The organism is Streptomyces sp. NPDC004732 (assembly GCF_040609235.1).
Lineage (GTDB): Bacteria > Actinomycetota > Actinomycetes > Streptomycetales > Streptomycetaceae > Streptomyces.
Genome location: NZ_JBEXJR010000007.1, coordinates 530,653 through 556,555, shown reverse-complemented (window position 1 = coordinate 556,555; position 25,903 = coordinate 530,653). Strand labels below are relative to the sequence as shown.

Annotated in this window: 28 protein-coding genes; 15 read left to right on the top strand and 13 right to left on the bottom strand. The window is 71.8% G+C overall.

All coding sequences use genetic code 11. From position 1 onward, the window contains the following. Positions 1 to 40 precede the first annotated feature (40 nt). A complete protein-coding gene (locus tag ABZV77_RS23585; RefSeq protein ID WP_356260084.1) occupies positions 41 to 607 on the bottom strand; it encodes a TetR/AcrR family transcriptional regulator in 567 nt (188 codons plus the stop codon). Positions 608 to 766: 159 nt separating this feature from the next. On the opposite strand from ABZV77_RS23585, the gene ABZV77_RS23580 reads away from it, so the two are divergent. The 4 genes from ABZV77_RS23580 (at position 767) to ABZV77_RS23565 (ending at position 4,290) form a co-directional block, all read left to right on the top strand. Further along, the gene (locus ABZV77_RS23580; protein WP_356260082.1) at positions 767 to 1,243 is read left to right on the top strand and encodes a nuclear transport factor 2 family protein; all 477 of its coding nucleotides are present in this window, start codon (positions 767 to 769) and stop codon (positions 1,241 to 1,243) included. 97 nt (positions 1,244 to 1,340) lie between these two features. Beyond that, a complete protein-coding gene (locus ABZV77_RS23575) occupies positions 1,341 to 2,321 on the top strand; it encodes an NAD(P)-dependent alcohol dehydrogenase (protein WP_356260080.1) in 981 nt (326 codons plus the stop codon). A gap of 250 nt (positions 2,322 to 2,571) precedes the next feature. Further along, entirely contained in the window at positions 2,572 to 2,793 is a 222-nt protein-coding gene (locus ABZV77_RS23570; RefSeq protein WP_356260077.1) for a DUF6479 family protein, read from the top strand. A 105-nt stretch (positions 2,794 to 2,898) separates the two neighbouring features. Continuing rightward, positions 2,899 to 4,290 (top strand): NADP-dependent succinic semialdehyde dehydrogenase, encoded by a 1,392-nt coding sequence (locus tag ABZV77_RS23565; protein ID WP_356260075.1) that lies wholly within the window; start codon positions 2,899 to 2,901, stop codon positions 4,288 to 4,290. A gap of 49 nt (positions 4,291 to 4,339) precedes the next feature. Here the strand turns inward: ABZV77_RS23565 and ABZV77_RS23560 are convergent, their stop codons facing one another. Beyond that, positions 4,340 to 4,567: a DUF5133 domain-containing protein gene (locus ABZV77_RS23560; RefSeq protein ID WP_356260072.1), complete on the bottom strand. Its 228-nt coding sequence runs from the start codon at positions 4,565 to 4,567 to the stop codon at positions 4,340 to 4,342. 125 nt (positions 4,568 to 4,692) lie between these two features. Between ABZV77_RS23560 and ABZV77_RS23555 the strand changes: the two genes are divergently transcribed. Further along, a complete protein-coding gene (locus ABZV77_RS23555) occupies positions 4,693 to 5,199 on the top strand; it encodes a DUF6328 family protein (RefSeq protein WP_356260069.1) in 507 nt (168 codons plus the stop codon). Positions 5,200 to 5,236: 37 nt separating this feature from the next. Here ABZV77_RS23555 and ABZV77_RS23550 read toward each other — a convergent pair whose 3' ends face one another. From ABZV77_RS23550 to ABZV77_RS23540, 3 genes are all read right to left on the bottom strand, one after another. Next, on the bottom strand, positions 5,237 to 6,415 hold the full coding sequence (locus ABZV77_RS23550; RefSeq protein ID WP_356260066.1) for a 4-hydroxybenzoate 3-monooxygenase: 1,179 nt from the start codon (positions 6,413 to 6,415) through the stop codon (positions 5,237 to 5,239). A gap of 72 nt (positions 6,416 to 6,487) precedes the next feature. Beyond that, positions 6,488 to 6,910: a hypothetical protein gene (locus ABZV77_RS23545; protein WP_356260064.1), complete on the bottom strand. Its 423-nt coding sequence runs from the start codon at positions 6,908 to 6,910 to the stop codon at positions 6,488 to 6,490. After that, positions 6,907 to 7,872 (bottom strand): LLM class F420-dependent oxidoreductase, encoded by a 966-nt coding sequence (locus tag ABZV77_RS23540; RefSeq protein ID WP_356260061.1) that lies wholly within the window; start codon positions 7,870 to 7,872, stop codon positions 6,907 to 6,909. The genes ABZV77_RS23545 and ABZV77_RS23540 overlap by 4 nt, the downstream gene beginning before the upstream one ends. Positions 7,873 to 8,020: 148 nt before the next feature. On the opposite strand from ABZV77_RS23540, the gene ABZV77_RS23535 reads away from it, so the two are divergent. Together ABZV77_RS23535 and ABZV77_RS23530 are read left to right on the top strand one after the other, a co-directional pair. Then, positions 8,021 to 9,160 (top strand): glutamate--cysteine ligase, encoded by a 1,140-nt coding sequence (locus ABZV77_RS23535; RefSeq protein ID WP_356260059.1) that lies wholly within the window; start codon positions 8,021 to 8,023, stop codon positions 9,158 to 9,160. Between the two features lie 117 nt (positions 9,161 to 9,277). Further along, positions 9,278 to 10,417 carry an aminotransferase class V-fold PLP-dependent enzyme gene (locus tag ABZV77_RS23530; RefSeq protein ID WP_356260056.1) on the top strand — a complete coding sequence of 380 codons (1,140 nt, stop codon included), beginning with the start codon at positions 9,278 to 9,280 and terminating at the stop codon, positions 10,415 to 10,417. Between the two features lie 27 nt (positions 10,418 to 10,444). Here ABZV77_RS23530 and ABZV77_RS23525 read toward each other — a convergent pair whose 3' ends face one another. The 3 genes from ABZV77_RS23525 to ABZV77_RS23515 form a co-directional block, all read right to left on the bottom strand. Beyond that, entirely contained in the window at positions 10,445 to 10,993 is a 549-nt protein-coding gene (locus tag ABZV77_RS23525; protein WP_356260053.1) for a YciI family protein, read from the bottom strand. A gap of 33 nt (positions 10,994 to 11,026) precedes the next feature. Next, positions 11,027 to 11,677, bottom strand: a complete 651-nt coding sequence (locus ABZV77_RS23520) for a GNAT family N-acetyltransferase (protein ID WP_356260050.1) — start codon at positions 11,675 to 11,677, stop codon at positions 11,027 to 11,029. Positions 11,678 to 11,764: 87 nt separating this feature from the next. Further along, positions 11,765 to 12,124, bottom strand: coding sequence for a hypothetical protein (locus tag ABZV77_RS23515; protein WP_356260048.1), 360 nt, complete (start codon positions 12,122 to 12,124; stop codon positions 11,765 to 11,767). A gap of 537 nt (positions 12,125 to 12,661) precedes the next feature. Between ABZV77_RS23515 and ABZV77_RS23510 the strand changes: the two genes are divergently transcribed. Genes ABZV77_RS23510 through ABZV77_RS23485 form a run of 6 tightly spaced genes read left to right on the top strand, consistent with a single transcriptional unit; the run spans position 12,662 to position 17,848 of the window. Continuing rightward, complete coding sequence (locus ABZV77_RS23510) at positions 12,662 to 14,038, top strand: ATP-binding protein (RefSeq protein ID WP_356260045.1); 1,377 nt, start codon at positions 12,662 to 12,664, stop codon at positions 14,036 to 14,038. Next, a complete protein-coding gene (locus ABZV77_RS23505; RefSeq protein ID WP_356260043.1) occupies positions 14,035 to 14,457 on the top strand; it encodes a roadblock/LC7 domain-containing protein in 423 nt (140 codons plus the stop codon). The genes ABZV77_RS23510 and ABZV77_RS23505 overlap by 4 nt, the downstream gene beginning before the upstream one ends. Further along, positions 14,454 to 14,810, top strand: a complete 357-nt coding sequence (locus tag ABZV77_RS23500; protein ID WP_356260040.1) for a DUF742 domain-containing protein — start codon at positions 14,454 to 14,456, stop codon at positions 14,808 to 14,810. The genes ABZV77_RS23505 and ABZV77_RS23500 overlap by 4 nt, the downstream gene beginning before the upstream one ends. Continuing rightward, positions 14,788 to 15,399, top strand: coding sequence for an ATP/GTP-binding protein (locus ABZV77_RS23495; RefSeq protein ID WP_356260037.1), 612 nt, complete (start codon positions 14,788 to 14,790; stop codon positions 15,397 to 15,399). Before ABZV77_RS23500 ends, ABZV77_RS23495 begins: the two co-directional genes overlap by 23 nt. Beyond that, positions 15,396 to 16,604 carry a cytochrome P450 gene (locus ABZV77_RS23490; protein ID WP_356260034.1) on the top strand — a complete coding sequence of 403 codons (1,209 nt, stop codon included), beginning with the start codon at positions 15,396 to 15,398 and terminating at the stop codon, positions 16,602 to 16,604. The genes ABZV77_RS23495 and ABZV77_RS23490 overlap by 4 nt, the downstream gene beginning before the upstream one ends. A gap of 11 nt (positions 16,605 to 16,615) precedes the next feature. Beyond that, complete coding sequence (locus tag ABZV77_RS23485) at positions 16,616 to 17,848, top strand: cytochrome P450 (RefSeq protein WP_356260032.1); 1,233 nt, start codon at positions 16,616 to 16,618, stop codon at positions 17,846 to 17,848. Between the two features lie 51 nt (positions 17,849 to 17,899). On the opposite strand, the gene ABZV77_RS23480 is transcribed toward ABZV77_RS23485, so the two are convergent. Then, positions 17,900 to 18,451 (bottom strand): hypothetical protein, encoded by a 552-nt coding sequence (locus ABZV77_RS23480; protein WP_356260029.1) that lies wholly within the window; start codon positions 18,449 to 18,451, stop codon positions 17,900 to 17,902. A 104-nt stretch (positions 18,452 to 18,555) separates the two neighbouring features. Between ABZV77_RS23480 and ABZV77_RS23475 the strand changes: the two genes are divergently transcribed. After that, on the top strand, positions 18,556 to 19,188 hold the full coding sequence (locus ABZV77_RS23475) for a hypothetical protein (RefSeq protein WP_356260027.1): 633 nt from the start codon (positions 18,556 to 18,558) through the stop codon (positions 19,186 to 19,188). Here the strand turns inward: ABZV77_RS23475 and ABZV77_RS23470 are convergent. The 3 genes from ABZV77_RS23470 to ABZV77_RS23460 are packed head-to-tail and all read right to left on the bottom strand — an operon-like array spanning position 19,076 to position 23,858. Then, on the bottom strand, positions 19,076 to 20,422 hold the full coding sequence (locus tag ABZV77_RS23470; protein WP_356260024.1) for an MFS transporter: 1,347 nt from the start codon (positions 20,420 to 20,422) through the stop codon (positions 19,076 to 19,078). The two genes, ABZV77_RS23475 and ABZV77_RS23470, sit on opposite strands and share 113 nt — an antisense overlap. Then, positions 20,419 to 22,443, bottom strand: a complete 2,025-nt coding sequence (locus ABZV77_RS23465) for a PEP/pyruvate-binding domain-containing protein (protein ID WP_356260021.1) — start codon at positions 22,441 to 22,443, stop codon at positions 20,419 to 20,421. The genes ABZV77_RS23470 and ABZV77_RS23465 overlap by 4 nt, the downstream gene beginning before the upstream one ends. Beyond that, a complete protein-coding gene (locus tag ABZV77_RS23460) occupies positions 22,440 to 23,858 on the bottom strand; it encodes an ATP-grasp domain-containing protein (RefSeq protein ID WP_356260018.1) in 1,419 nt (472 codons plus the stop codon). Before ABZV77_RS23460 ends, ABZV77_RS23465 begins: the two co-directional genes overlap by 4 nt. A gap of 333 nt (positions 23,859 to 24,191) precedes the next feature. On the opposite strand from ABZV77_RS23460, the gene ABZV77_RS23455 reads away from it, so the two are divergent. Then, positions 24,192 to 25,223: a PAS domain S-box protein gene (locus ABZV77_RS23455; RefSeq protein WP_356260015.1), complete on the top strand. Its 1,032-nt coding sequence runs from the start codon at positions 24,192 to 24,194 to the stop codon at positions 25,221 to 25,223. 21 nt (positions 25,224 to 25,244) lie between these two features. On the opposite strand, the gene ABZV77_RS23450 is transcribed toward ABZV77_RS23455, so the two are convergent. Next, a complete protein-coding gene (locus tag ABZV77_RS23450) occupies positions 25,245 to 25,760 on the bottom strand; it encodes a lytic polysaccharide monooxygenase auxiliary activity family 9 protein (protein ID WP_356260012.1) in 516 nt (171 codons plus the stop codon). Positions 25,761 to 25,903: the final 143 nt, after the last annotated feature.

Genomic DNA, 25,903 nt, shown 5'->3' with positions numbered 1-25,903 from the left:
AACGGTCGGAGCCTACGACGTACCGAGCGGCGGACGGCCCCTACGCCACGGCGAGCAACTGGGCGGCGGCACCCCGGGCCTGGCGCGCCGGTTCGGGCGAGCCGGAGATCGCGGCGGCCGTCATGGCCCCCTCCGCGAGCAGGACCAACGGGCCGACGGCCGACGCGGCCCCGCCCGCGGTCCGTACGAGGCCCGCGAGGTAGTCGCGGAAGGCCGCCTTGTGCGCCCGGACGGTGTCGGCGACGGCGGGGTCCACCGCGCCGAGTTCGCCGAAGGAGTTGACGAAGGCGCAGCCCCTGAAGTCCGGCTCGGAGAACCATGCGTACAGCCAGTCGTAGACCGCGAGGACGCGCTCCTCGCCGCCCTGCGCCCCACTCGCTTCCACCTCGTCCACGTACGCGGCGAGCCGCCCGCGCCAGCGCCGGTCGCGGCGCTCCAGGCAGGCGAGGACGAGCTCCGACTTCGACGGGAACACCTGGTAGAGCCGCTTGAGCGAGACGCCCGACGCGGTGCGGACCTGATCCATGCCGACCGCCTGGATGCCGCGTTCGTAGAAGAGGGCTTCGGCGGCGTCGAGGAGCCTCGTCCGGGCTTCCGCGTGCTCCATGAAGGCTCCCCGTCGGTCGAGAACGTACGTTCTCACACCGTACACCGGCGCACGCCGGGCTTTGGCACTCCCGGATCGTTGCGCGAGAACGTTCATTCTCCTAGGGTGGCGTTCCTCGACGGAGAACGATCGTTCTCCCCGTACCGCAGGGAGCGAGCCATGACCACGACCACCACCCGGCCCCCCGTCCCGCCCTTCACCCGGGAGACCGCGATCGAGAAGGTCCGCCTGGCCGAGGACGGCTGGAACAGCCGCGATCCGCGGAAGGTGGCCCTCGCCTACAGCGAGCACTCCCGCTGGCGCAACCGCGCGGAGTTCGTCACCGGGCGCGAGGCCATCGTCGGCCTCCTGTCCCGCAAGTGGGACCGCGAGCTCGACTACCGGCTCATCAAGGAGCTGTGGGCGTACGACGGCCCCCGCATCGCGGTGCGCTTCGCCTACGAGTGGCACGACGACTCCGGGCACTGGTACCGCTCGTACGGCAACGAGAACTGGGAGTTCGACGAGAACGGCCTGATGCACACCCGCCACGCCTGCATCAACGACCTGCCCATCAGCGAGAGCGACCGCCTGTACCACTGGCCGCTCGGCCGCCGCCCCGAGGACCACCCCGGCCTCACCGACCTCGGTCTCTGAGCACCCGGGCCGCCGAGAACCCGGCCGCGACCGTAGGCAGCGGCGCGAGTCGGCGGGATGCTGGGCAGGCGCTCACCTCGACCGGGGGGAATCCGCTGTGAAGGCCATCGCGCAGGACGTCTACGGCACCGAGGAAACACTCCGCGTACGGGACATCGGCCTCCCCTCTCCGGCCGAGGGCGAGGTGGTGGTGCGCGTGCACGCCGCCGGTGTGGGCCCGGACGTGTGGCACCTGATGAGCGGACTGCCCCTGATGGTCCGCCCGGTCTTCGGACTGCGCAGGCCCAGGAATCCCGTACGGGGCTGGGACGGTGCCGGACGCGTCGAGGCGGTCGGCGCCAAGGTGACGGACTTCGCGCCCGGCGACCCGGTCTACGGGCGCCTTGAGGGCTCCTTCGCCGAGTACGCGCGCGCCAAGGCCGACTGGATCGCGCCGAAGCCCGAGAACGTGACCTTCGCGCAGGCCGCGGCCGTCCCGGTGTCCGCCGTCACCGCCCTGCAGGCCCTGCACGCCAAAGCGGGCCTGCAGGCGGGCCAGAAGGTCCTCGTCATCGGCGCCTCGGGCGGAGTGGGCAGCTTCGCCGTCCAGCTCGCCGTCGCCCACGGCGCGGAGGTCGTCGGGGTCTGCGGGACCGGTGCCGTCGAGTTCGTGCGTTCCCTCGGCGCCGCCGAGGTCCTCGACCACACCCGCCAGGAGATCACCGACGGCCCGCACCGGTACGACGTCGTCCTCGACGCCGCAGGCAACCGCCCCCTGCCCCTGCTGCGCCGCACCCTCACCCCGAGCGGCACCCTCGTGCACATCGGCGGCGAGGGCGGCAGCCGCTGGTTCGGCGACACCGGCACCCAGCTGCGGATGGCACTGCTGACCCGCTTCACCCGGCACGACCTCCTCGGCCTGCTCGCCGTCGTACGCCGGGCGGACCTGCTGACCCTCACGTCCCTGATCGAAAGCGGCGACATCACTCCGGTCGTCGACAGCACCTACCCCCTGGACCGGGCCCCGGCGGCCGTCCGCCATCTGGAGCGGGGCCACCCCCGCGGCAAGGTCGTCCTGACGGTGACGCCCGAGGCCTGAGGATCCGGCCCCACGTGTTTCCCCCGGGCGTCCTGGGCACCCGGTCCGCGACCGCGGCTCGGTCCCGCGCACGGACGCGAGGCCGAACCGCCGCCCGCCCGCCCATCGGGAAGGAGGTCCACATGGCCACCGCACACGAGGCGCCGGGCGGCCGACTCCGGCATGCCCTCGCAGCCACGTCGGCCTACGGTGGAAATCCCGGGGACGCATCGCGCGCGGCCGCACGGCTGCGCCTCACTGGAGGCACGACATGACCCTCGCCGCCGGCGGAGCCACGTCACTGCTGCTGATCGTCGGCGTGGTGATCGTCGCCGTCCTTCTGTTCCTCTTCTGGTTCGGAAGGCGGCAGGTCGCCCGCCGCCCCGCCCCACCGCAGGAGCCCCAACCCCGCGCGGACTCCTGGGAGGAGCCCGACGAGCACCCCGACCACCACCATCACGGCCGTCACGGCCGTCCTCCCGAGTCCCGCTAGGGCCTGTGTCGGAAGTCCCGTCGTTCGCCCGGCGGGGCAGGCGGGACTTCCGACACAGGCCCTACGACGCCCAGGCACCCCCGCCCGAGCCCAAGGAGGAACCGCATGCCCATCGCCACGGTCGACCCGGCCACCGGCGAGACCCTCGAAACCTTCGAGGCGCTCCCGGCCGACGAGATCCAGCGCCGTCTGGCGACGGCCGAATCGGCGTACGCCCGCCACCGCACCAGCGGCTTCGCCGAGCGCGCACGCCTGCTGAACCGCGCCGCCGACCTGCTGGCGGACGACACGGCGGACATCGCCCGCACCATGACGACCGAGATGGGCAAGCCGGTGAAGGCCGCCAGGGCCGAGGCGGCGAAGTGCGTCAAGGCCATGCGCTGGTACGCGGAGCACGCCGAGGCCCTGCTCGCGGACGAGCACCCGGCCCAGAAGGACGTGCGCGACTCGGGTGCTTCCCGGGCGATCGTGCGCTACCGCCCGCTCGGCGTCGTCCTGGCCGTGATGCCGTGGAACTTCCCGCTCTGGCAGGTCGTCCGCTTCGCCGCCCCGGCCCTCATGGCGGGCAACGTCGCCCTGCTCAAGCACGCCTCGAACGTGCCGAGGACCGCCCTCTACCTCCAGGACCTGTTCACCCGCGCCGGTTACGAGGAGGGCTGTTTCCAGACGCTCCTGATCGGCTCGGGAGCCGTCGAGGACGTCCTGCGCGACCGGCGGGTGGCCGCGGCGACCCTCACCGGCAGCGAGCCCGCCGGGCGCTCGGTGGCGTCCGTCGCGGGCGACGAGATCAAGAAGACCGTCCTGGAGCTGGGCGGCAGCGACCCGTTCCTCGTGCTGCCGAGCGCCGACGTCGAGCGCGCCGCCACGACCGCGGTGACCGCCCGGGTGCAGAACAACGGTCAGTCCTGCATCGCCGCCAAGCGTTTCATCGTGCACGCCGACGTCTACGACGCCTTCCGCGAGCGGTTCGTCGCCGGTATGCGCGAGCTGACCGTCGGCGACCCGATGAGCGAGGACACCGATGTGGGTCCGCTCGCCACCGAGCAGGGCCGCGCGGACCTGGAGGAGCTGGTCGACGACGCGCTGGGCGGCGGCGCCACCGCGCTGTGCGGCGGGCAGCGGCCCAAGGAGCAGGAGCGGGGCTGGTACTACTCCCCCACCGTCCTCGCGGACGTCACCCCGCAGATGCGGATCCACCGCGAGGAGGCGTTCGGCCCGGTGGCCACGCTGTACCGCGTCGCGGATCTGGACGAGGCCGTGGAGCTGGCCAACGACACGCCGTTCGGCCTGAGTTCCAATGTGTGGACCCGCGACGACGCCGACGTCGAGCGGTGCGTACGCGATCTCCAGGCGGGCGGCGTGTTCTTCAACGGCATGACCGCCTCGCACCCCGGACTTCCCTTCGGCGGCGTCAAGCGCTCCGGCTACGGCAGGGAGTTGTCGGGCCACGGCATCCGTGAGTTCTGCAACGCCACGACGGTCTGGCACGGCGCGTAGTCGTGGAGTGAAAGCCCGGACCCCCGCGCCCCGCGGGGGTCCGGGCAGCTCATGCCGACAGCAGCGAGTCGTCCAGGGGCCTGGCGCCCGGCAGCCGGTGCCCCGCCGCCACGACCGCCGCGTCGACATCGCTGGTGCCGGTCGCCAGGCACAGGCCGTAGGCGACGTCCTCGTACGCCTGGCGGCTCTCCGCACTTCCCTGGTCGGCCCTGAGCAGGGCCAGGGTCTTGTAGCGCGCCAGCAGGTCTTCGAGGACTACGGGGTGCGCCAGCAGCACGAGGGGCCTCCACGGGGGTCGGGTGCGACGTTCGCTCAGCGTCCCGGGTGCCCGCCCGCGACGCCTCGAATCACGGGCAGCGCTTCCGTTTGTCGTCCCGTCAGTTCGTGGTCAGACTCGATGCTGTGGACGCCTCGAACCGCAAGGCCACGGATATCCGCGACAACGACCGCCGCGAGACCGGGAGCGAGCGCGCCGACCGGCAGTGGGCCGAGCTGATCCAGGAAGTGCGGGTGGCGCAGACCGGTGTGCAGATCCTGTTCGGCTTCCTCCTGACGGTCGTCTTCACGCCCCGGTTCGCCGAGCTCGACGACACCGACCGGACCATCTACATCGTGACGGTGATCCTCGGCTCGACGGCGACGGGCGCCCTCATCGGTCCCGTGTCGTTCCACCGCATCGTCGCGGGGCGCAGGATCAAGCCGCAGGCGGTGGTGTGGGCGTCCCGGCTGACCCTCGCCGGTCTTGTCCTCCTCCTCGGCACCCTGACGGCGGCGCTCCTCCTCGTGCTGCGGGTCGCCACCGACAACACCGTGGTGCCCTGGCTGGTGGCCGGTGTCGTCGCCTGGTACCTGCTGTGCTGGTTCGTGCTGCCCGCGTGGGCGCGGCACAAGCACACCTCGGCGGACTGACTCGGGAACCGATCTGACCCGGCCCGCCCCGCCCCGCTCAGGTGTCGGCGTTCTTCCCTATGTAGAGCTCGGCGAAGGCGGCGGCGCCCGTCGGTGAGCCGAGGAGCCTGCGCAACCGGGCGTCCGCGGTGCCCGCCTCGAAGGAGTCGCCCGACGAGGCGCCGTGCAGCACGTCCGCGAACCACTGCGAGAACTCCTGGTACTGCCACACCCGCGGCAGGCACGCCGCCGAGTACCCGCGCAGCCCGCTCTCGTCGCCGTCCTGCGCGTACGCCACGAGCGCGTCGCCGAGCAGGAACGCGTCGTGCAGAGCGAGGTTCATGCCCTTGGCGGCGATGGGTGCCGTGAGGTGGGCGGCGTCGCCCGCGAGGTACAGCCGCCCGTGGGACATGGGCTCCACCACGTAGTTGTGCATGTCCAGGACGCGTCTTTCGACGATGCGTCCCTCGGTGAGCGGCGGCGCCCCGTCGGCCGCGAGCCTGGCGTGCAGTTCCGACCAGACGCGGTCGTGCGGCCAGTTGGCCGGGTCGTCGCCGGGCGGGCACTCGAGGTAGTAGCGGGTGATCTGCGGGCCGCGGGCCATGTGGGCGGCGAATCCGCGGGGGTGGAGGCCGAAGACGACGCAGTCCGAGGACGGCGGCGCCTCGGCGAGCAGCGCCAGCCAGCCGATGCCGTAGTCGCGCCGGGCGACGGTGATCCGCTCCGCGCCCAGGTGGGCCCGGGTCACGCCGCGCGCCCCGTCGCAGCCCGCGACTGCGGTGCAGGCGATGCGCACGCGCTCCCCCGTGCCCGGGTCGGTGTACGACACCGAGGGCCGGTCGGTGTCCATGTCATGCAGCGCCACGTCGCGTACGCCGAACCGGATGTCGCCGTCCGCGAGGTCCGCGTAGGCCCGCACCAGGTCCGTCACGAGCAGCGGCTGGGGGTAGACGAAGTGGCGGTGCCCCGACAGCTCGCCGTAGCGGAACCGGTGGCGCTGCCCGGCGCTGCGGAACTCGCACTCGCTGTGCACCTGCGCGCGTTCGAGCAGTCTCCCGGCGAGACCGCGCCGCTCCAGGGCGCGCACCGCCCACTCCTCCAGGAAGCCCGCGCGGGGCCGCTGTTCGATGAACTCCCTGCTCTCCGTCTCCAGGACGACACAGTCCACGGAGGCGGCGCGAAGGATGTTGGCAAGGGTGAGCCCGGCAGGTCCGGCGCCCACGACTACGACGGTCATCCCGGAATTATGGCGTGCCCACGCCAAGAGCTGGTACGCCGCCCACACAGCCGCCCGACCGGGACGTCCCGCTCAGGCGTCCTCGGGCGGCGCCCCGCGGTCGGCGCCGGTCAGATGCAGTTGCACCTCGACCTCCTGGTCTCCCGAAGCCGTGCCCGCGGCCGTCACGACGAAGGCCGACGCAAGGGCCGCGCGCAGACGGGACACCGCGACAGGGGCACCCTGCAAGTCCGCGGTGACCGAGCCCGCGAGCAGGACGCCCGGCACGGACTCGGGACTGTGGTCGGCGAGGAAACCGCCGGTCCAGACCTCGGGCCACGGCTCCCCCGTCTGGCGTGGCGCGTCGGCCCCTCGGTCGGAGGGGAAGTGTGCCCGCAGCACGTTGAACACGGTGTCCGCGTCGGCCGGGGAGCACTCGCCGAGGACCACCTGCACGAGGTCCGCGGACGGGGGTTGCGGCGATTCCGGGTGCTCCCCGGCCGTCCGGCGCGTCACAGCTCCCCCAGCGCGGGCAGGAGCTTCTTCTCGGCCCAGTCGATGAAGGGGCGCTGGTGCTCGCCGCCCACCTGGACGAGGGCGATCTCCGTGAAGCCCGCGTCTGCGTAGGGACGTACGGCTTCGACGAAGTCCTCGACGTCGTCTCCGCACGGGATCTGTTGCGCGATGTCCTGCGGAGTGACGAACTGCGTGGCACCGGCGAACCCCGAGGGTCCAGGCAACTCGGAATTGACGGGCCAACCACCCACCGACCAACGGAACTGGTCGTGGGCGCGGGCGACGGCGGCGTCCTTGTCGGTGTCGTAGCAGACGGGCAGCTGGCCCACCCGGGGCTTGCCCCGGCCCCCGTGCCGGTCGAAGGAGTCGAGCAGCCCGGCCTTGGGCTCGGTGGCGATGACGAGGTCGGCGTGGCGTCCGGCCAGCGCGCAGGAGCGCTCGCCGGAGACGGCGATGCCGATGGGCGGCAGCTCGTCGGGCACGTCCCACAGCTTGGCGTTCGCCACGTCGAAGTGGGTTCCTTGGTGGTTCACGTTGTCGCCGGTGAAGAGCGCGCGGATGATGCCGACCGCTTCTTCGAGCATGTCGATGCGGACGCGGGCGGAGGGCCAGCCGACGCCGACGATGTGCTCGTTGAGGTTCTCGCCCGAGCCGAGCCCCAGCCGGAAGCGGCCCTCGGAGAGCAGTTGCATCGTCGCGGCCTTCTGCGCCACCACGGCGGGGTGATAGCGGACCGTCGGGCAGGTCACGTACGTCATGAGGGGGATCCGCGAGGTCGCCTGCGCGGCCGCCCCGAGCACGCTCCATGCGTACGGGGAGTGCCCCTGCGCGTCCAGCCACGGAAAGAAGTGGTCGGAGGTGACCGAGAAGTCGAACCCCGCTGCCTCCGCCGCGACCAGGTCGTCGACGAGCGCGCGCGGACCGGCCTGTTCAGTCATCATTGTGTAGCCGATTTGCACCATAAATAATCGGTTTGCCGAACTGTTCCCGCTGAAACCTCCGGCGGTCCGCCGCTCCACCGTACGGCTGCGGGCGCAGTGCGGGGGTAACGGGGGTAAAGGGAATGGCAGCCCCGGACAGCGAGCCCGACGAGACAGGGAGGCGGTCTCCTTGCGCACTGTAGGAGTGGAGGAGGAGCTCCTCCTGGTCGACCGTGAGAGCGGCGAGCCCCGGGCTCTGTCCTCGGCGGTCCTGGCCCGGGCGGCGCGGGACCCGGAGGTGCGCCGACAGCCATCGGCTCGGCAGCCCGACGACTACCGCGAGCCCGAGGAAGAGACGTTCGAGAAGGAACTCCACGGCGAGCAGCTGGAGTTCGCCACGCAGCCGCGCACGAGCATGGACGACCTCGCGGAGGAGGTCGCCCGGTGGCGCGGGGACGCGGCGCGGCACGCGGGCGACGTGGGCGCCGCGGTAGCCGCCCTCGCCACCTCGCCGCTGCCCGTGAACCCCTCGGTGAATCCGGGCAGCCGCTTCCAGTGGATGGAGGAGCAGTTCGGGCTGACCACCCAGGAACAGCTGACGTGCGGCTGCCACGTCCATGTGTCGGTCGATTCGGACGAGGAGGGCGTGGCCGTCATCGACCGCATCCGGGCCTGGCTGCCGGTCCTGGTCGCGCTGAGCGCCAACTCGCCCTTCTGGCAGGGGAACGACAGCCTGTACAGCAGCTACCGCAGCAGGGTGTGGGGACGCTGGCCGATGGCGGGCCCCACCGAGATCTTCGGCTCCGCCGCCCGGTACGAGGAGCAGGTGGCGGAGATGGTCGCCACCGGCGTGCTGCGCGACCGGGGCATGGTCTACTTCGACGCCCGGCTCTCCCACCGCTATCCCACGGTCGAGATCCGGGCGGCGGACGTCTGTCTGGAGGCCACGTCGACGGTCCTGATCGCCACCCTGGCGCGAGCCCTGGTCGAAACGGCCGCACGCGAGTGGCAGGCCGACCGCCCGCCTCCGGCACACGGCGTCGCCTCGCTGCGCCTCGCCGCATGGCAGGCGGCCAGATCCGGCCTGGACGACACGCTGCTCCGTTCGGCGACCCTGCGCCCCGCCCCCGTCGACGAGGTGGTGCGGTCACTCGTCGACCACGTACGGGACGCCCTGGAGGAGACCGGTGACCTCGGCCGGGTGCGCGGAACGACGGAGGACCTCCTGAAACACGGGAACGGCGCGCGCGTCCAGCGGGACCTGCTGCATCGAACGGGCAGCCTGCGGGACGTGGTGGCGGAGTGCGTGCGCCGGACCCGTCCGGGGTGACCGGGTGGCAGGACGGGACGCGGCGACATACCCGAAGGCTGAGACGATCGGTGGCATGACACACACCAGGTTCCACATACACGTGTCCCCCGGCCGTGCCGTCACCCGTGAGGCACGGTGATCGCGCCCGCCGCCTTCCTCGGCGGCTCCGAGCTGTTCCGGCTCAGCGCCGAGGTGGCCCATCTCAATCACGGGTCCTTCGGGGCCGTCCCGGTTCCCGTCGCCCGGGTCCACCGGTGTCTGGCCGAGGAGGCCGCCGCGGATCCGGACGCCTTCTTCCTCGGCGTACCCGACCGGCTCGCCGAGGCCCGTGGGCGGATCGCGGACCGGCTCGGCACCGATCCCGAGGGGGCGGCCCTCGTCACCAACGCCACCGAGGCCGCGGGGCTCGCGCTCGACGCGCTGCGGCTTGCGCCCGACGACGAGGTGCTGGTCACCGATCACGGCTACGGCACGGTCGTCGCGGCCGCGGCCCGCCGGGCCCGCGTCGTCACCGTCCCCCTCGACCCGACGCTCCCCGACGAGGAGGCGGTGCGCAAAGCCGTGCTCGCCGGGCTCACCCCGCGTACCCGCGTCGCGCTCCTCGACCAGATCAGCTCGCCCACCGCCCGGCCCATCGCCACGCCCGCGCTCCTCGCCGACCTCGCCGAGCGCGGGGTGACCACCGTGGTGGACGGCGCCCACGCCCCCGGCATGCTCGCCGACCCACTCGCAGGGGCCCCCGACTTCTGGTTCGGCAATCTGCACAAGTGGGGGTACGCCCCGCCGGGCAGCGCCCTGCTCACGGTGGCCGCCGCACACCGGAGCCGGGTGCCCGCGCCCGTGCCCTCCTGGGAGGACGACCGCGGCTTCCCCCGTGCCGTCGAGTACCGGGCCACCGCCGACTACACGGGCCTGCTCGCCGCGCCCGAGGGCCTCGACCTCATCGCCTCGCTCGGACCCGACCGCGTCCGCGCCCACAACAGCGCCCTCGCGGCCTATGGCGCCGAACTGCTCTCCGGGCTGCCGGGGTTGTCCCCGCTCCCCGCGGACGAGCGGCTGGCCATGCGGGCGCTGCGGCTGCCGTCCGGCCTGGCCCGCACCCCGGCCGAGGCGGCGGCCCTGCGCGAGGAGATCGCCGCCCGCCTGGGCTTCCGTGTCCTGATCTGGCCCTGGCCGGGCGGCGGCGGCATCCGCGTGTGCGGGCAGATCTACAACACGCCGGACGAGTACGAGAGGCTGGTGACGGCGCTGCGGCCCCTGTTCGACGGGCGTTGAGCCCCCCTCCCCCCAACCGACGCAGGATCAGCGTCGTCCGCCGAACTCCCAGTCGTGGACCTCGATGTCGGCGTACCGGCCCGGGGACAGGACGGCGCGTGCCGTGTCCGGGTCCGGGGCCCGGAGCAGCACCGCCGTACCCAGCCAGGTGGCGCCGTCGTCGGACAGCAGCGGCCCGTACGCGACCAACTCGTCCTGGTCGGGCGGCACGGCGAGTTCGGCGGACGGCTCCGGGGCGAGGCCGATCACCAGGTACCGGTTGCCGCCGGTCCTGCCGCCGGGGAACTCCCACATGGTGCGCCCCAGCATGTTGCGCCACCGGCGCAGCAGCACGTCACGAAAGGCACCGGCCTGGTAGTTGGGCTCGTCGAAGGCGAACGCGCGGGCGGCGGCAGGGTCCGGCAGGTCGACGATGTGCACGCTGCCGGTGGGCGTCTCACCGTCGTCGGCGAAGGTCGGGCCGCGGGCGATCAACTCCTCGGCATACCCGTCCATGTACGACCAGTGCTCCTCCCCCAGCTTCTCGCGCAAGGAGAGGGAGTTGGGCCGGTCGCGGTGGTAGCAGAAGAACTCCATGGGCGGAGACCTTGCCCAACGTACGGCCGCATCTCAAGCGGTTTCGGCGCCGGACGACGTGCGGCAGATGCTGGTGAGCGGTGCCTCCGTGGTCCAGCCGAGCGATTCGTACAGGCCGCGCCCCTCGACCGTCGCGCCGAGCACCCCGGTCCTGGCACCCGCCCTGATCGCCTCGTTCGCCAAGGTGTGCATGACCGCGCGCCCCAGGCCCCGGCGACGGTGCGCGGGGGACGTCTCTATCTGGTCGAAGACGACGGCGCCGGAGCGCGTGGGTCCTGCGGCCTGGCCGCGGGCGGCAAAGCCGCCGTCGGCGGCCAGGACGAGGACGCGGGCGACGTCGCCCCGGCTCCACGTGCGCACTTGGTAGCCGACGGGGACGTCCGCCGTGGCCGGGCGCAGGGTCGTCGACATCAGGAAGTGGGGGTCGTCGAAGGTCCAGCCGGGGGTGAGCCAGGGGGCGACGGTCTCCGCGGGCGTGAACAGCTTGAGCCAGGTGCCGGGAGCCGTGGCCTTCTCCAGGACCCTGCGGACGAGCGCCTCGTCGGCGTCGGGCAGGACGTGCCGGGTCACTTGCTGGGGCAGGCCGACATCGACCGTGAACCCCCAGGGCTCCTCCACCGGGGGCGCGGCCCCGCGCGAGATGACCCAGCCGTCGACCCACGCCCGCACAATCCCGGTATCCACGCGACCTCCACACGTAACAGGTGCTTACAGATACAGCACCTTACGCGTCAGAGGCGCCGACCGCCCACGCCCCCTACTGCCCGTCCCCTACTCCCCGTCCTCGTGCTCCTCGTTCTCGAAGTGCAGCGCGATGGAACGCAGCACATCCGCGGAGGTCACGTCCGTACGCCCCTCGTCATGGACTTCGGCGAGCTGCGCGAAGGAGAGGGCGAAGGCGGACGTGATCTGTTCGATGACGGGGCCCAGCTCCTGGCCCACCACCGCGGCGACCTCGATCGGCGTGGCGTCCGCGGGGATCTCGATGGGCGGCAGCATCTCCTCGAGCATCGCGCCCACCGCGCCGCTGTTGTCGATCTCGCCGTCCGGGTTCTCGCGTGCCTGTCGGCGCATCTCAAGCGCCTCGGTCAGGATGCCGACGACTCTTTGCATGATCTCGCGCTGCTCCATGTCTCGAAGCCTAGACGCTGATGGATCACGGGCCCCCGACCAGCCACCCCGAATGCCTCCGCGGGTCCGCAAGGTCATCTGGACCCCGAGCGATGGACACGACAAGATACGGTTGCCAAGCGGAAGCCAACTGGCTGTTTCTAACAGCCATTTGGCTGAAAACTGATGCCGTAGAGAGCCCACTGCAGCCTAGGGAAGCCAGGACGTATCGATGAGTACGGTGAGACAGGTCGGACCCCCGACGAAGTCTCGATTCGGCCACCGGCTCGGCTCCCCCGTCCCGCCGCCTGCCCGGTCGGCTCCCAGAGGCGCACGCCAACCCATGCGGCTCCTCTCGTAGTTGGCGCCGGCTCCACCCCACCCGGCGACCCTCCGGCCCCGGCCCTCCCCAGGTCCTGGCCGCCCCCGACAGCCCAAGGACATCCGTGATCGGCCCGGACGTGATGTCGGCCACGGCCCGTCCCGCTCCGGCCGCAGTCACCCCGTCCAATCGGCGGCACACGGCCGCCTCACCCCCTTTGACACCTTGAGGACGTGATGACAGACCTCATACAGGCCACCACCGTGGTGCCCTCGGTTCTGGCCTTGGCCGCCGGCGGCGCGGCCTGGCGGTTCTGGGACCAGTTCCGAGGCGAGCGTGCCGAGAACGGCCGCCTTCGCGGACAGGCCGAGGAGATCGCCAGACGGCAGCACGCCACCGAGCACGTGCTCGCGCAGCTCGCCGGAGGCGTGATCCCCAGGCTGGGAACCGAGGCGGAGCGGCTGGGCACGGGCCACGGCGTGGACATCGAACTGCCCGAGGCCCTGGTGAACACCTCAGTGGCGCAGCGGCTGACGGAGCTTGCCGATTCCGCGGCGCACACGGTGCGCAAGGTCCAGTACGACGCGCAGACCAGCACGAGCGCCCAGATCGCCGAGGCGCGCGAGGGTGCGCAGGGCGAGGCCTCCCGCGCGCGCCAGAGCGCCGAGGACTCCAGCCGGGCCGCGGTGCGTGCCGTCTCCTCGGCGATGGTGGGCATGGCCTCGAAGCTCAGCCAGCGGGTGAGCCAGGGCGTGCGGCGACACGAGGGTGATGAGGCGTACGAGACGTTGGTCGGCATCGATCACCCCACGCAGCAGATGCTGCTCGTCGCCCAGAACTACGTGGTCCTCTCCGGCGGCAAGCTGTCGCGCCGCTGGCCCGCCACCCCGATGACCGATGTGGTGCGGGCCGCGATGGGCAGCATCGAGGAGTACGAGCGGGTCGAGCACCAGGAGCTGGGCGTCACGGTGACCAGCCGGGCGGTCGGGCCCATCGTCCATGCGCTGGCGGTGCTCCTGGACAACGCGGTGCGCTACTCCCCGTCCTCCGCCCGGGTGCACGTCGCCTTCCAGGAGGGGCACCACGGGGTCTCGGTCATCGTCGACGACGCCGGTCTGCGCATGAACGAGGAGCAGTTGACGTGGGCCAGGGAGATCCTCACGGGTGTCCGCCGCGACGACATCAATCAGCTCGGCGCGCATCCGCAGACCGGTTTGCGGGCGGCGGCTGCCCTCGCCGGTGACTACGGGTTCCGGATCGACCTGGAGGCGCCGAACCCCTTCGGTGGCACACGCGTGTACATGTTCATCCCCAAGAGCCTGCTGACCACGTCTGCCCCACCCGCGCCCGTGCCCAGGCCGGTTTCCGCTCCTGCTCCCGCGCCTGCTCCCGCTCCCACGCCCGCGCCCGCGCCCGTCGCCGAGCCCCCCAGGCGCACCACCGCCAGTGGGCTGGCCGTCCGGCGGCGGACGACCGCTGCCGCGAGCCCGCGCCCGGCGTCGTCCGAGGCCGGAGCGCCCGCGCCGGGGCGTCCCTCCATCGCCGCGGCCTGGGCGAAGGGCACGCGCAGCGCGCGCACCGAAGACCCGTCCACCACGCAAGAAGGAGCATGACCGTGACCACCGGCAACGAACTTGGCTGGCTGCTGGACCGCGCGCTGGGGTCCATCGACGGCGTCCAGCACGCGGTGCTGATGAGCTCCGACGGTCTGCTGCACTCCCGGACGGCCGGGATCGGACAGGACGAGGCGGAGAAGTTCGCGGCGATCACCGCGGCCGTCCGCGCCGCCGCGCTGGCCTATGACGAGGAGACCGGCGGCGGGGGCACCCGGCAGGCGCTGATCGAGCTCACCAACCACGTGGGGCTGATCACCCAGGCGGGCGGCAACACCATGCTGTCGGTGCAGACCAGCGGCCCCGATGCCGACATCGGCCTGATCACCCATCACATGCTGGAGCTGGCCCAGCGGGTGGGCCATGAGATGAAGGTCGCGCCGCGGCAGCCTTCCGAGCTCGGCCTGCCGACGAGGTGAGCGGGCCGCGGCGGGACCCGGACCTGGTCAGGCCCTACGTCCGTACCGACGGGCGCATTCACGCCGATCCGGATGTGCGCCTGGAGACCGTGGTGCTCGCCGCGAGCGGCTCCAAGGAAGGCCTGGGCGCGGACGCCCGGCGGGTGATGGGCCTGTTCACCCACTCCCAGGGCGGGGGCCTGGCGGTCGCGGACATCGCGGCCGCCCTGGAGTTCCCTCCTTCCACGGTACGCATCCTCGTCTCCTCCCTCATCGACGAGGGCCTGTTGACCCGCCCCGTCGCCGCGGTGGAAGACCAACCACAAACCGATCTGCTCCAGGAGGTACTGCGTGGTCTCCGCGCCATCGTCTGACGGCCTCATCTATGTGCCACCCGGCGTGACCCGGTCCGCGAAGATCGTGATCTCCGGGAGCTTCGCCGTCGGCAAGACGACGTTCGTGGGCAGCGCCTCCCAGATCCCGCCGTTGCGCATGGAGGAACGGATCACTCAGGCCAGTGCCGGGGTGGACGATCTGGAGCGCACCCCGCGGAAGACGACCACGACGGTCGGCATGGACTTCGGGCGCCTGCACCTCAGCGACGCCCTCGTGCTGTACCTGTTCGGCACGCCCGGCCAGGGCCGTTTCCGCCCCATGTGGGCGGGGCTGACCGAGGGGGCACTCGGCGCGCTGGTCCTGGTCGACACCCGCAATCTGGAGGCCTCCTTCGAGATCCTCGCCCTCCACGAGGAGCAGGGCACGCCGTACGCCGTGGCGATCAACCTGTTCGACGGGGCGCCGCACTACGACCTGGACGAGATCCGTCAGGCCCTCGACCTGGACCCGCGCACGCCGCTGACGACGTGTGACGCGCGGGACGGCACCTCCAGCGTGCTGGCCCTGATCACCCTCTGCGAGTACCTGACCGAGTTGCACGCACCTGTTTTGGAGCCCCGCCCGTGACCAGCCCGACCACGATCGAAACGGCGCCCGAGCGCCGGATCGCCCTGCACGAGGCCGAGTTCGCGGCCGATCCGCACACCGCGTACGCACGGATGCGGGACGAGTTCGGGCCGTTCGTCCCGGTGGACCTCGTCCCCGGGGTGCCCGCGACCCTCGTCATCGGCTACGCGCAGGCCCGGCGCATCCTCAACGATCCCCTGCGGTTTCCGGCCGACCCGCGGGTGTGGGAGCAGTCCGTCCCCGCCTCCTGCCCGGTCCGCCCGATGATGGAGCACCGCCCCAACGCGCTGCGCTCGTCGGGTCCCGCGCACACCCGCTACCGCTCGGCGAACAGCTCCGCGATCAACGGCATCGACCAGCACGAGCTGCGCACGCTGGTCGAGCAGGTCGCCGACGCGACGATCGCCGAGTTCCGCGAGGCCGAGGGCGCGGATCTGCTGACCCAGTACGCCTGGCCCATCGCCTTCCGCGTCCTGAGCGCCCTGCTCGGCTGCCCCGACGAGATGGGCCGCCGCATCGCCGACGGCATGGCCAAGATCTTCGAGGGGGTGGACGCCGCCAGCGGAAACCAGATCCTGTCCCAGGCGGTCGCCGACCTGGTGGACCTGCGCCACCGGCAGCCCGGCAACGACATCACCTCCCGGCTCCTCGCGCACGACGCGGCCCTCGACGACATCGAGATGGCCCACCAGCTCGTGACGCTCTACGGCGCCGGGATCGAGCCCCTCACCAACCTGATCGCCAACACCGTCCTCAAGGTCCTCACGGACGACCAGTTCTCCGGGGACCTGCACGCGGGAGGCTCCTCCGTGCGCGAGGCGCTCGACACGGTGCTCTACACCGACCCGCCGCTGGCGAACTACTGCATCAGCTATCCGCCGCACCCCGTCGACGTCGACGGGTTCCTGCTGCCCGCGCACCAGCCGGTCGTCATCTCGATGGCGGCCTGCAACAACGATCCCGCCCTCGGGGACCAGCGCACCGCGAGCAACCGCGCCCACCTGTCCTGGAGCACCGGGCCGCACGCCTGCCCGGCGCGCCCGCACGCCTATCTCATCGCCGAGACGGCCATCACCCATCTGCTCGACGCGCTGCCCGAGATGGACCTCGCCACCGCCCCCGAGGAGCTGGTCCGGCGCCCCGGACCCTTCCACCGGGCGCTGGCCGCACTGCCCGTCCTGTTCCCCGCCTCCGCATCAGTCTGAAGGGACACACCATGGCCCTGTCCACGCAGCCGATCATCCTCGACCCCACCGGGGCCCGCGCACACGACGAGCACCGCCAGTTGCGGGAGCACGGCCAGGCGGTCCGGGTCGACATCCTGGGCGTGACCGCCTGGTCCGTCTCCGACCCCAAGCTGCTCAAGGAGCTGCTGACCAGCCCGGACGTCTCCAAGGACGCCCGTGCCCATTGGCCGGAGTTCACTGACACGATCCAACGGTGGCCGCTGGCCCTGTGGGTCGCGGTGGAGAACATGTTCACCGCCTACGGGGCCGATCACCGGCGTCTGCGGCGCATGGTCGCCCCTGCCTTCAGCGCCCGCCGCATCACCGCGCTGAAGGAGAGCATAGACACGGTCGTCACCGGCATCCTGGACCGCCTCGACGCCCTCCCGCCCGGCGAGACCGTCGACCTGCGGGAGCACCTCGCGTACCCGCTGCCCATCGCGGTCATCAGCCGGCTCATGGGTGTACCGGCCGAGCAGCAGGACGCGTTCCGCCGGGTCGTCGACGGCGTCTTCGACACCACCCTGACCGCCGAGCAGTCCGAGGCGAACACCAAGGCGCTGTACGAGGCCCTGCATCGGCTCATCAAGTCCAAACGCGCCGAGCCCGGCGACGACATGACCTCCCTGCTCATCACCTCGCGCGACGAGGACGAGGAGGGCGGGATGACGGAGGACGAGCTGCGCGACACCCTGCTGCTGATGATCAGCGCCGGGTACGACACCACGGTCAACGTCATCGACCAGGGCATCACCCAGCTGCTCTCCCACCCCGACCAGCTCGCGCTGCTCCGGTCGGGCGAGGTCGACTGGAGCGACGCCGTCGAGGAGACCCTGCGCTTCGAACCGGCGGTCAGGCACCTGCCGCTGCGGTACGCGGTGAACGACATCTCCCTGCCCGACGGTCAGATCATCCCCAAGGGAGAGGCGATCCTCGCGTCCTACGCGGCCGCCAACCGTCACCCGGACTGGCACGGTGAGAGCGCGGACGACTTCGACATCACCCGCACGGTCAAGGAGCACCTCGCCTTCGGCCACGGGGTCCACTTCTGCCTCGGCGCCCCGCTCGCCCGGCTGGAGGTCAGCACGGCCCTGAGCCTGCTCTTCGACCGCTTCCCGCAGCTCGAACTCGCCGTACCCGTCTCGGAGTTGAGGCCGCTCGGCTCCCTGCTCAGCAACGGCCACCAGACCCTGCCCGTCCGCCTCAGGCCCACCGGCGCCTGATCCGGACCGAGAGCCGGGGCCGGGCACCTCGCGTGCCCGGCCCCGGCTTCCTCACGCCGAAGCCCGTGCAGTCCGCGAACCCCGCGCACGGTCGACGCACCACGCCGCGAAGCCCACCAGCACGGCCGCCCCGGCCGCGTAGACGGGCAGCCACAGGGTCGTCGTGGCAGACAGGCAGTCGGCGACGGCTGCATGGCTCTGGACCGCCTGCGCGTCGGCCAGGGCGGCACCGTCGCGACCTGCCAGGTCCGCGAGCGCCGCCTCCGTCCGGATCCGCTCGTAGGCGCCGAGCGCCCCGCACCTGTCCCGCGTCCCCGGCATCGGGAAGAGCCAGGCCCAGCGCTGCAGCATGGGAGCCAGCGCGATCGACAGACACAGGCCGCCGACCAGTGAGTACGCCGCCAGGTTCCGCGCGTACGCAGCCCGCAGGCCCGGCGCGTACCGCGGCAGACGGTAGAAGCAGAAGATCACCGCGAGCAGCGTCGCCCCCACGTACGTGGCGAACCACTGCCAGGAGCCCTGCGCGAGTATCGCCGTCAGGACGGCGGCGAGTGCGATGCCGATGACTCCCGGCTGATCGGATGCGTCACTGTGATCGTCCACGGCCCTCAGCATTCCCGAACGCTCCCGGGCGAGACGGGAGTGACACGTGGTGTGCCGGGGTAGTGCGCGGTGGACCAGTGTGTGCAAGGAAAGGGCGACGACGCATGAACAGATACGTCTCCAAGGGCTCCGCGTGGGCGATCCTCGCGCTGAGCGCGGCCCTGGTGTCGACCGCGCTGGGCCCCACGGCGAACGCGGCGGCGCCGAAGGACGCGGGCGAAACCACGAGTACGGCGGCCGCCGCGCGTGAACGGGCCTGCCCCATCGTCTACTTCGACCTGGGCGAGACCCTCGTGCACACCGCCGACGACGGCAGCACCAGCTATCAGCCCGGCGCCGCCGCCTATCTGCGTGCCCTGCGCGCACGCGGCATCCCGGTCGGCCTGATCACCAACGTGCCGTCCTCCTGGGGCGCGACCGACGCCGAGCGCGCCGCCAGGCTGCGGCAGGAGGTCGACTCCACATGGCAGGGGTCGGCACCCTTCGCGTGGCAGGACTTCGGCGACCGCGTCCTCACCCCGCGCACCGAGGCGGAGCGCAAACCGGCCCCCGCCCTCTGGCAGCGGGCGAAGGCGGGTTCGGGCCACTGCCGGGTCGTCTATCAGGCGGAGACGGCCGAGGAGGTCAGAGCTGCTTCCGCACTCGGCTTCGTGCCGTACCAGGTCGGCCGTCCGCACCGACCGGCGTTCCTCCCGGTGGGGCTGGTGGAACTCCTGGGCCTGCGCTCTCCCGCCTGACCATCCCGCTGCGCAGCAGCAGTTGGAAGACCCCGATCAGCACCGCGGTCGCGAGCGCGCTGTGCCACAGCAGGGCGTCCAGGCGCCCGGCGGCCAGATAGGCGCCCGCGGCGATCGCGGCCAGGGCACACACCGCGCGGTCCACGATGCTCTCGACCGAGAGCAGCGTGGCGCGCGGTGCGTCCGCGGGCACCGCGTCGTTCACCAGCTTGCGCTGGATGGGGTACGCGAAGCCGGTCGCGGCGGCGAACAGGCAGAGCAGCACGACGACGGCCCACGGCCCGCCGAACGTCATGGCCGCCAGGGTGCCCGCGAGCGCGAGGCTGAGGATCGAGACCCAGGCGACCGGTGGCAGGCGGCGGCTCAGCCACTGCGGGCGGGCCGAGGCCACCGCCTCCGCCACCGTCATCGCCGCCATCACACCGCCGTGCGAGGCCTCCGCGATGCCGTGGTCGAGCAGGATCGGCTGGAAGAGGTTGACCTGGCAGATCCGGGAGAGCGTGAAGATCGCCACGCCCTGCACCATCACCAGGGCCAGCCACCGTGAGGAGGCGACACAGCGCAGCGCGGTGCCCGCGTCCCGCAGGAACGCGCCGCCCCCGCGCCCGGCGTCCGTCTTCTCCGATCCGCCGTCCGCCCCGGCGAGGCGGGGCAGTGCGACGGCGCACACGAGGGAGCCCGCCGCGCTCGCGGCGCTGAGCACGTACGGCGTCGGGTGCGCCACTGCCATCAGAGGCCCGACCAGCGGCCAGCACACGACCTTCGCCACCAGGCCGAGCGCCCGTGCGGTGCCCTCCGCCTTCAGATAGTGCTCGCCGCACTTCTCCGCGCGCAGACCGTCGTACAGATAGGCGCTGGCCGCTCCCGAGGTGAGCGAACGGCCCGCGGCGATGGCCAGGAAGTGGACGAGGAAGCCGGTGTACGAGGCGCTGACCACCGGAGCCAGGTTCGCCGCCGTCATGACCACCGCTCCGGCCCGCAGGCAGTTGCGGGTGCCGATGCGGTCGGCGATCAGCCCGGTCGGGATCTCGAACAGGCAGAAGGCCACGTAGTAGATGCTCTGGATGCCGAAGATCTGCCCGTCGGAGAGCCCGGCCGCCTTCTGATAGGCGTAGAACACCGGCATCCACCACAGCAGGTTGAACAGCAGCTGGAAGCCGTAGTTGAGGTGGATGATGCGGCGGGCGGTGTCCGTGAGGCCGGTGGTGCCCGCCTTGCTGGAGGCGGCCCTCACAGCGCGTACGGGCGGATCTGGACCAGCCGGAAGTCGCCCCGGTCGGTCATCAGCCACTCGATGTCCAGCGGCCGGTCCACGTCGCTCGCGCTGAAGTGGGACTGCAGGAGCCGCCCGGTCAGGGACAGGTCGGCGAGCCTCGCGCGGGTCGCGGCGGAAAGACCGTCGCCCCAGGAGCCGAGGGCGACGGTGCGGCCGCCGCCTTCCACGGTGTTGTACAGGTACTGCTGCGGCAGGACCGAACCGTCGACGACCTGCTCCGGGGAGCCGGGGGAACAGTTGAGGTAGACGTTGCGGAAGTCCTCGCGGCGGGTCGGGTTGCAGGTGACCAGGACGCCGCCGAGGGAGGCGGGCACGTACTCCTGGATGATGACGCCCATGTAGGTGTCGTCGAGTGAGATGCCGACCTGGTGGCGCAGGCGCACGCTGCGGGGCGAGAGCAGCGAGGCCCACACCTGGCGTACGGCGTCCAGGAGTTCGCCGGTGCCGTGGACGGTGGTGACGGAGTCGTAGACACCCGCCGCGGAGAACCCCGGCAGGTCCTCGGCGTTGGACGAGGAGCGCACCACCAGGCGCCCGCGCGAACCGGCGGGGGCGGGAAACGCCTGGCTGAGCTGGCGGATGACCGACTCGGGGACGGGTGTCTGCCGGATCAGGTGCTGGAGCTGCAGGCAGAGCGAGTCCAGGACGTCGGTGGCGTCGAGTTCGAGTGCCATCTTGAGCTTGCCGATGCCCTGTTGCAGAACGGTGGACGAGGCCAGAAAGCGCTGCTGGAGCGCGAAGGGCAGCGCGACGCCGTTCGGGGCGCTCACCGCGTCGGCCACGAACTCGGCTGCCTTGGCGCGCAGTTCGCTCTCGGTGGGCGCTCCCGCGTGGGACGCGCTCAGGCCGAGGCGGGCCGCGAGGTGCCCGTAGAGGTGCTCGCGCGGCGGGCGGGGCCGTCCGTAGAACGCGGTCAGGTCGGCCGTGCGACTGTCGAGCACGTGGTGCAGCTCACCGAGGTGGGCCGCCTTGGTGCCGTAGCGGTCGCGGTCGGTGCCGCGCAGCCGGTGCAGGGCCAGCACGGGGGCCTCTTCGAGCAGCGGCGGTTCGAGCCGTATGCGCTGCTGGTGCCAGGCCGGGGCGCGCAGGGCCGGTTCGTGGTCGAGGCGTTCGAGGGATATCTCGTCCTCGCGGACCCGGTAGCGGACCCACGCGCCGTCCAGGCCGTCCTTCTCGACGAGCTGTTCCAGGTCGCGCACGATCGCGTTGGGTATGCCCCAGCCCGAGGCGAGGACGTTGGTGTGGGAAAGCGGGGTGATGGGCGCCGTGTTGAGGAATCCGGCCACCCGGGGCACGTCGTCCGGCAGGCACGGCATGGCCACGATGTCCGCCCAGCCGAGTCCGGTCTCCGCCGCCGCGTACTCGTCGTGCGTGCGGAAGAACCGCAGTCGGCCGGTGGCCTCGCCGGGGTTGAGCGGTGTGCGGGCCCGGGAGCCGAAGAGCTCGTGGCTGAGGATGCGCGGCACGCTCAGCTCGTTGATCGCCGCGAGCTCCTCCTCCTGCCCGTGGTTGGCGGGCTTGAGCAGCAGCGGGAGCCTGCCGTCGACGCGGGCGCGCACGAACTCGTAGAAGAAGGAGAGCAGTTCGCCGTGCATGGTGTCGGCTTCGGTCGTCTCCAGGACGAGGAAGGTGCGTTCGCGGCCTTCGGCGTCCTCGTCGGTGTGCAGGGAGAGCACGCCGAGCAGGAAGCGGCGCCCGGGATCCATGTAGACGGAGGCGTTGAACGCGTCGAGGTCCGCGTCGAGCGCGGTGAGGTCCATGCCGAGGATGCGGGTGGCGATGTAGTTGACGTGGAAGGGGTGTGCGGCGGTGTCGAGCAGGTGCCAGGTGTTCTCGGCACGGTCGACGACGACTTTGAGGTACGGGTGTCCCGCAAGGACGCCGGAGAGGGTGCGGAAGAGCGGCAGGGAGAGGTTCTCGCCGATGACCGTGCGGTCGGTGGCCGGTTCGGCGGGGCCGGTGAGCAGGGGGGCGGTCATGCCGGGACCTCCTCGGGCCGGGCGGCGGGCAGCACCTGGGGCAGGGCGTCCACCAGGGCCTCGAAGTCGCGGAGCACGGTCCGCGGGGTGGCGGCGGAGAGCAGGCACAGGGCCGCCATGGTGTTGGCGCCCGCGGCCGGGTCGTACACCGGCACGACACTGCCGTCGGCGAGGGAACTCTCCGCGACCACCGAGAGCTCGCTGCCCCGGCTGAGGGGGATGTCCGCCGACACGGAGGGAAAGTCCCAGACCTTGCGGTCGTGCCAGGCCTCGCCGTCGCCGTCCACCGCGAGGACGACGAGGGAGCCCGCCGCGCCGCGCGCCCGCTCGGGAGTGAGGGCCTGCTCGGGCCACTCGACCGGGCGTCCGATGAGCTGGTCGACGAGCATCCCGACGAGGTCGAGCCCGAAGACCTCCTCGATCTGCGGCACGGTCATCGCTCCGCCGAACCGGGCGGCCGTCTCGATCAGCCACATGCTGCCGTCGGCACCGAGCTTGATCTCGGTGTGGGTCCCGCAGTCGCGCAGGCCGAGGGCGTCGACCGCGCGACGCGCCAGGTCCACGATGCGGTCCTGGGCGTCCTGGGCCAGGAGGGCGGGGGTGATGCTCGCGCGTTCGGTGAACGGCTCGACCGTGGGCATCCGGCCGCTGAGGCAGACCGGGTGGAAGGTGCCGTCCGCGACGACGCCCTCGACGCTCACGTAGTCGCCCCAGCCGGGCTCGTCGAACCAGTCCGCGACGGTGCCGGTGACTATCTGCTCGACCACGAAGTCCGCGTCGGCTTCGGCCACGTGCAGTTCCGCGTATCCGAGCTGGGCCGATTCGGCCATCACGTCGCGGGAGCGGGCCCAGGCGGCCGACGCCTCGTGCGGGGAGCGGATGATCTGGTGCGCGGTGGACCCGGCGCTCCAGGCCGCCTTGAGGAGCAGCGGTCCCGGCAGTTCGCGGGCCGCCGCGTGCAGGTCCGCCTCGGTGGCGACGGGGCGGAACTCGGGCTGCGGCAGGCCGTGCCGGAGCCAGGTGCGCCGCATCAGCCGCTTGTCGCGGGCGAGCGCGGCGGCGTCACCGGCGCCAGCGAGGCCGAGCGCCTGGCACGCCTCGGCGACGGCCACGACCGCGTACTCGGAGAAGGTGAGCACCGCGTCGGCGCCGACGGCCTCGGCCCGCGAGACGATCAGGGACACCAGGTCGGAGGGGTGCGCGTCGTCAGACACCGCGCCGGTCGTGCCGTCAGGGGCGTCGGTCACGTCGTCGGGTGTGACGACCGAGGCGCAGAGTCTCCGGGCGGGGTCCGCCACGGCGGGAGGCAGAGCGCTGAGCGCCAGCAGGTGCACTTCCGCCCTCGCGGCCGTCCGGGACAGGACGTGACCGAGCGGCGGACCACCCTTGGCATGCACTAACAGCACCTTGCTCACTGAAGTTCGTCTCCATTCGTCGCGTTGATACGGATCGCCGTATGCGTTCGGGATGCGCGGTTGGTGCGTGCGTGACGCGTGGTTGCTCCGTGTCGAGCCCGGGGGAATCCTCCGGTCCACGTAGCGGGGCGTGTTCACCCGCTTACTCAAGGGGACCAGGCGCCGGACGTCCGCGGCGCCTCCGTGGACACCCGCGACTCAGGCAAATGCCTGAGTCTGCCCGATCCCCGTCTGTGGCACTTCGGCCGAGAACGGGGCGTGTGCGAGGCGTGTACGGGATATCCAGAGCAATGTGACTGCGCGTCAGCCAGTCGTATACGGACGGAGACCGCTGTGGACCAGAGCCAGCACCCTGAAGAGGGCCCGACCCAGGGCAGATACGCGGCCTTCGCGGACCTCGTCGACCTCGCTCCGGCCGCCGCCTTCATACGGGACAGCGCCGGACGCTACCTGTGGGCCAACCACGCCTACGCGCACCTCTACGGCACGGTCCCGGAAGGCATCGTCGGCAAGTACATCGAGGACCTCGACGCACCCGCCGAGGCCGACCAGTTCCGCGCCCTGGACCAGGAGATACTCAGCCGGGGCACACCGGTGCGCCACACCCTCGGCTACCGGCGCCACGACGGCAGCGCGGGCCGGGCGGTGGGCCACCGCTTCCCCGTACAGGAGAGCGCGCGCACCTGCGTCGCAGGGATCTACGTGGACGTCACGGATCATCTGCGCGCCACGGTCCAGTGGCAGGAGGCCGAGGAGAACCTGCAGGCCCTGCGTGACCACAGCGGCCTGCCCTGCGCGCTGCTCTCCGCGAACGGGCGGGTCATCGAGGCGAGCGCGGCGGCAGCCGAACTGTTCCAGCTCAGCCCGCACGACCTGGTGGGCCGCCGCGCACACACGCTGCTCGCGCCCGAGCCCGACCTCGACCGGCTGCACCGCCGCTGGAAGGGCCTGATATCCCGCCGCACGAGACGGGTGGAGACATCCGCGGTGCTCGTGGACGCACAGGGGCTGCAGCGCCGCGCGCAGCTCCACCTGACGACGATCGGGCACTCCGCCTCACGGGCCAGGCACGTCTGGGCCGTCGTCACGCACCAGAGCCTCGCCCATGAGGCCCATCCGTCGCTGACCGCCGCGCAGATCCGCATCCTCTCGCTGTTGGCGGAGGGCAGCAGCAACGGCGACATCGCCACTTCGCTGAAGCTGTCCCGGCAGACGGTCGACTACCACCTCAGCCGTCTGCGGCACGTCCTGGGCGCGGCGACCCGACCGGCCCTCGTCGCCCGCGCCTACGTCCTGGGCATCCTGGCGCCCCGCGCATGGCCGCCGCGCTCGGCCACGGCGGCCCATCCGCTCAGCACGGTCTAAAACTCTGAAACTACGGTCTCCTCAGCGGATGTTGACGTCGATGCACGCGTAGAAGGCGTTGGACGTGTCACCGATGTTCCACACCGCGAGGATCTTGTGCCTGCCGGTGGAGTTGCCGAGGTCGACCTGGTGCGAGACGGTCGCCGGGGGCTGCTGGTTGTGGCCGTCGACGGTGGCCACCTTGGTGCCGTCGACGAAGTACTCGTAGTTCGCGGTGCGGTGCCGGGCGGTGAACGTCCAGGTGAAGGTCTGCGTCCTGCTGACGTCGCTGACCTTCCAGCCCTTGCTGTCGTTGTCCAGTTCCGCGAACCGGGAGTTGCCGCCGCTGCAGCTGCGCAGCCCCTTGGGGCCCTCGACGCTCTGCGGTTCGTACTTGATGTCGCCGCAGGGCACGGTGCGTGCGGCGCACTGTGCCTGGCGGCTGGCGGGCGCGTTGACGTACCCGTGCGCGCTGGCCGAGCCGACCGGCAGCGTGAGGGCGAGGATGGGCGCAAGCCCGGCCCCTATCGCTGCGGCTGTCTTCCGCTTCTTGTCCATGCGTACTCCTTCACGGGCAGGGCTTCATGGGGGTGCGCGGCGTGAAGTGCTCTCGTGGAGCGGGTTGCGCGGGTTTCGCGGGTGGAGCAGTGGGGCGGTGGGGCCGGAGGTTCACGGCTGCCGATTAGTCCAGACCATAGACT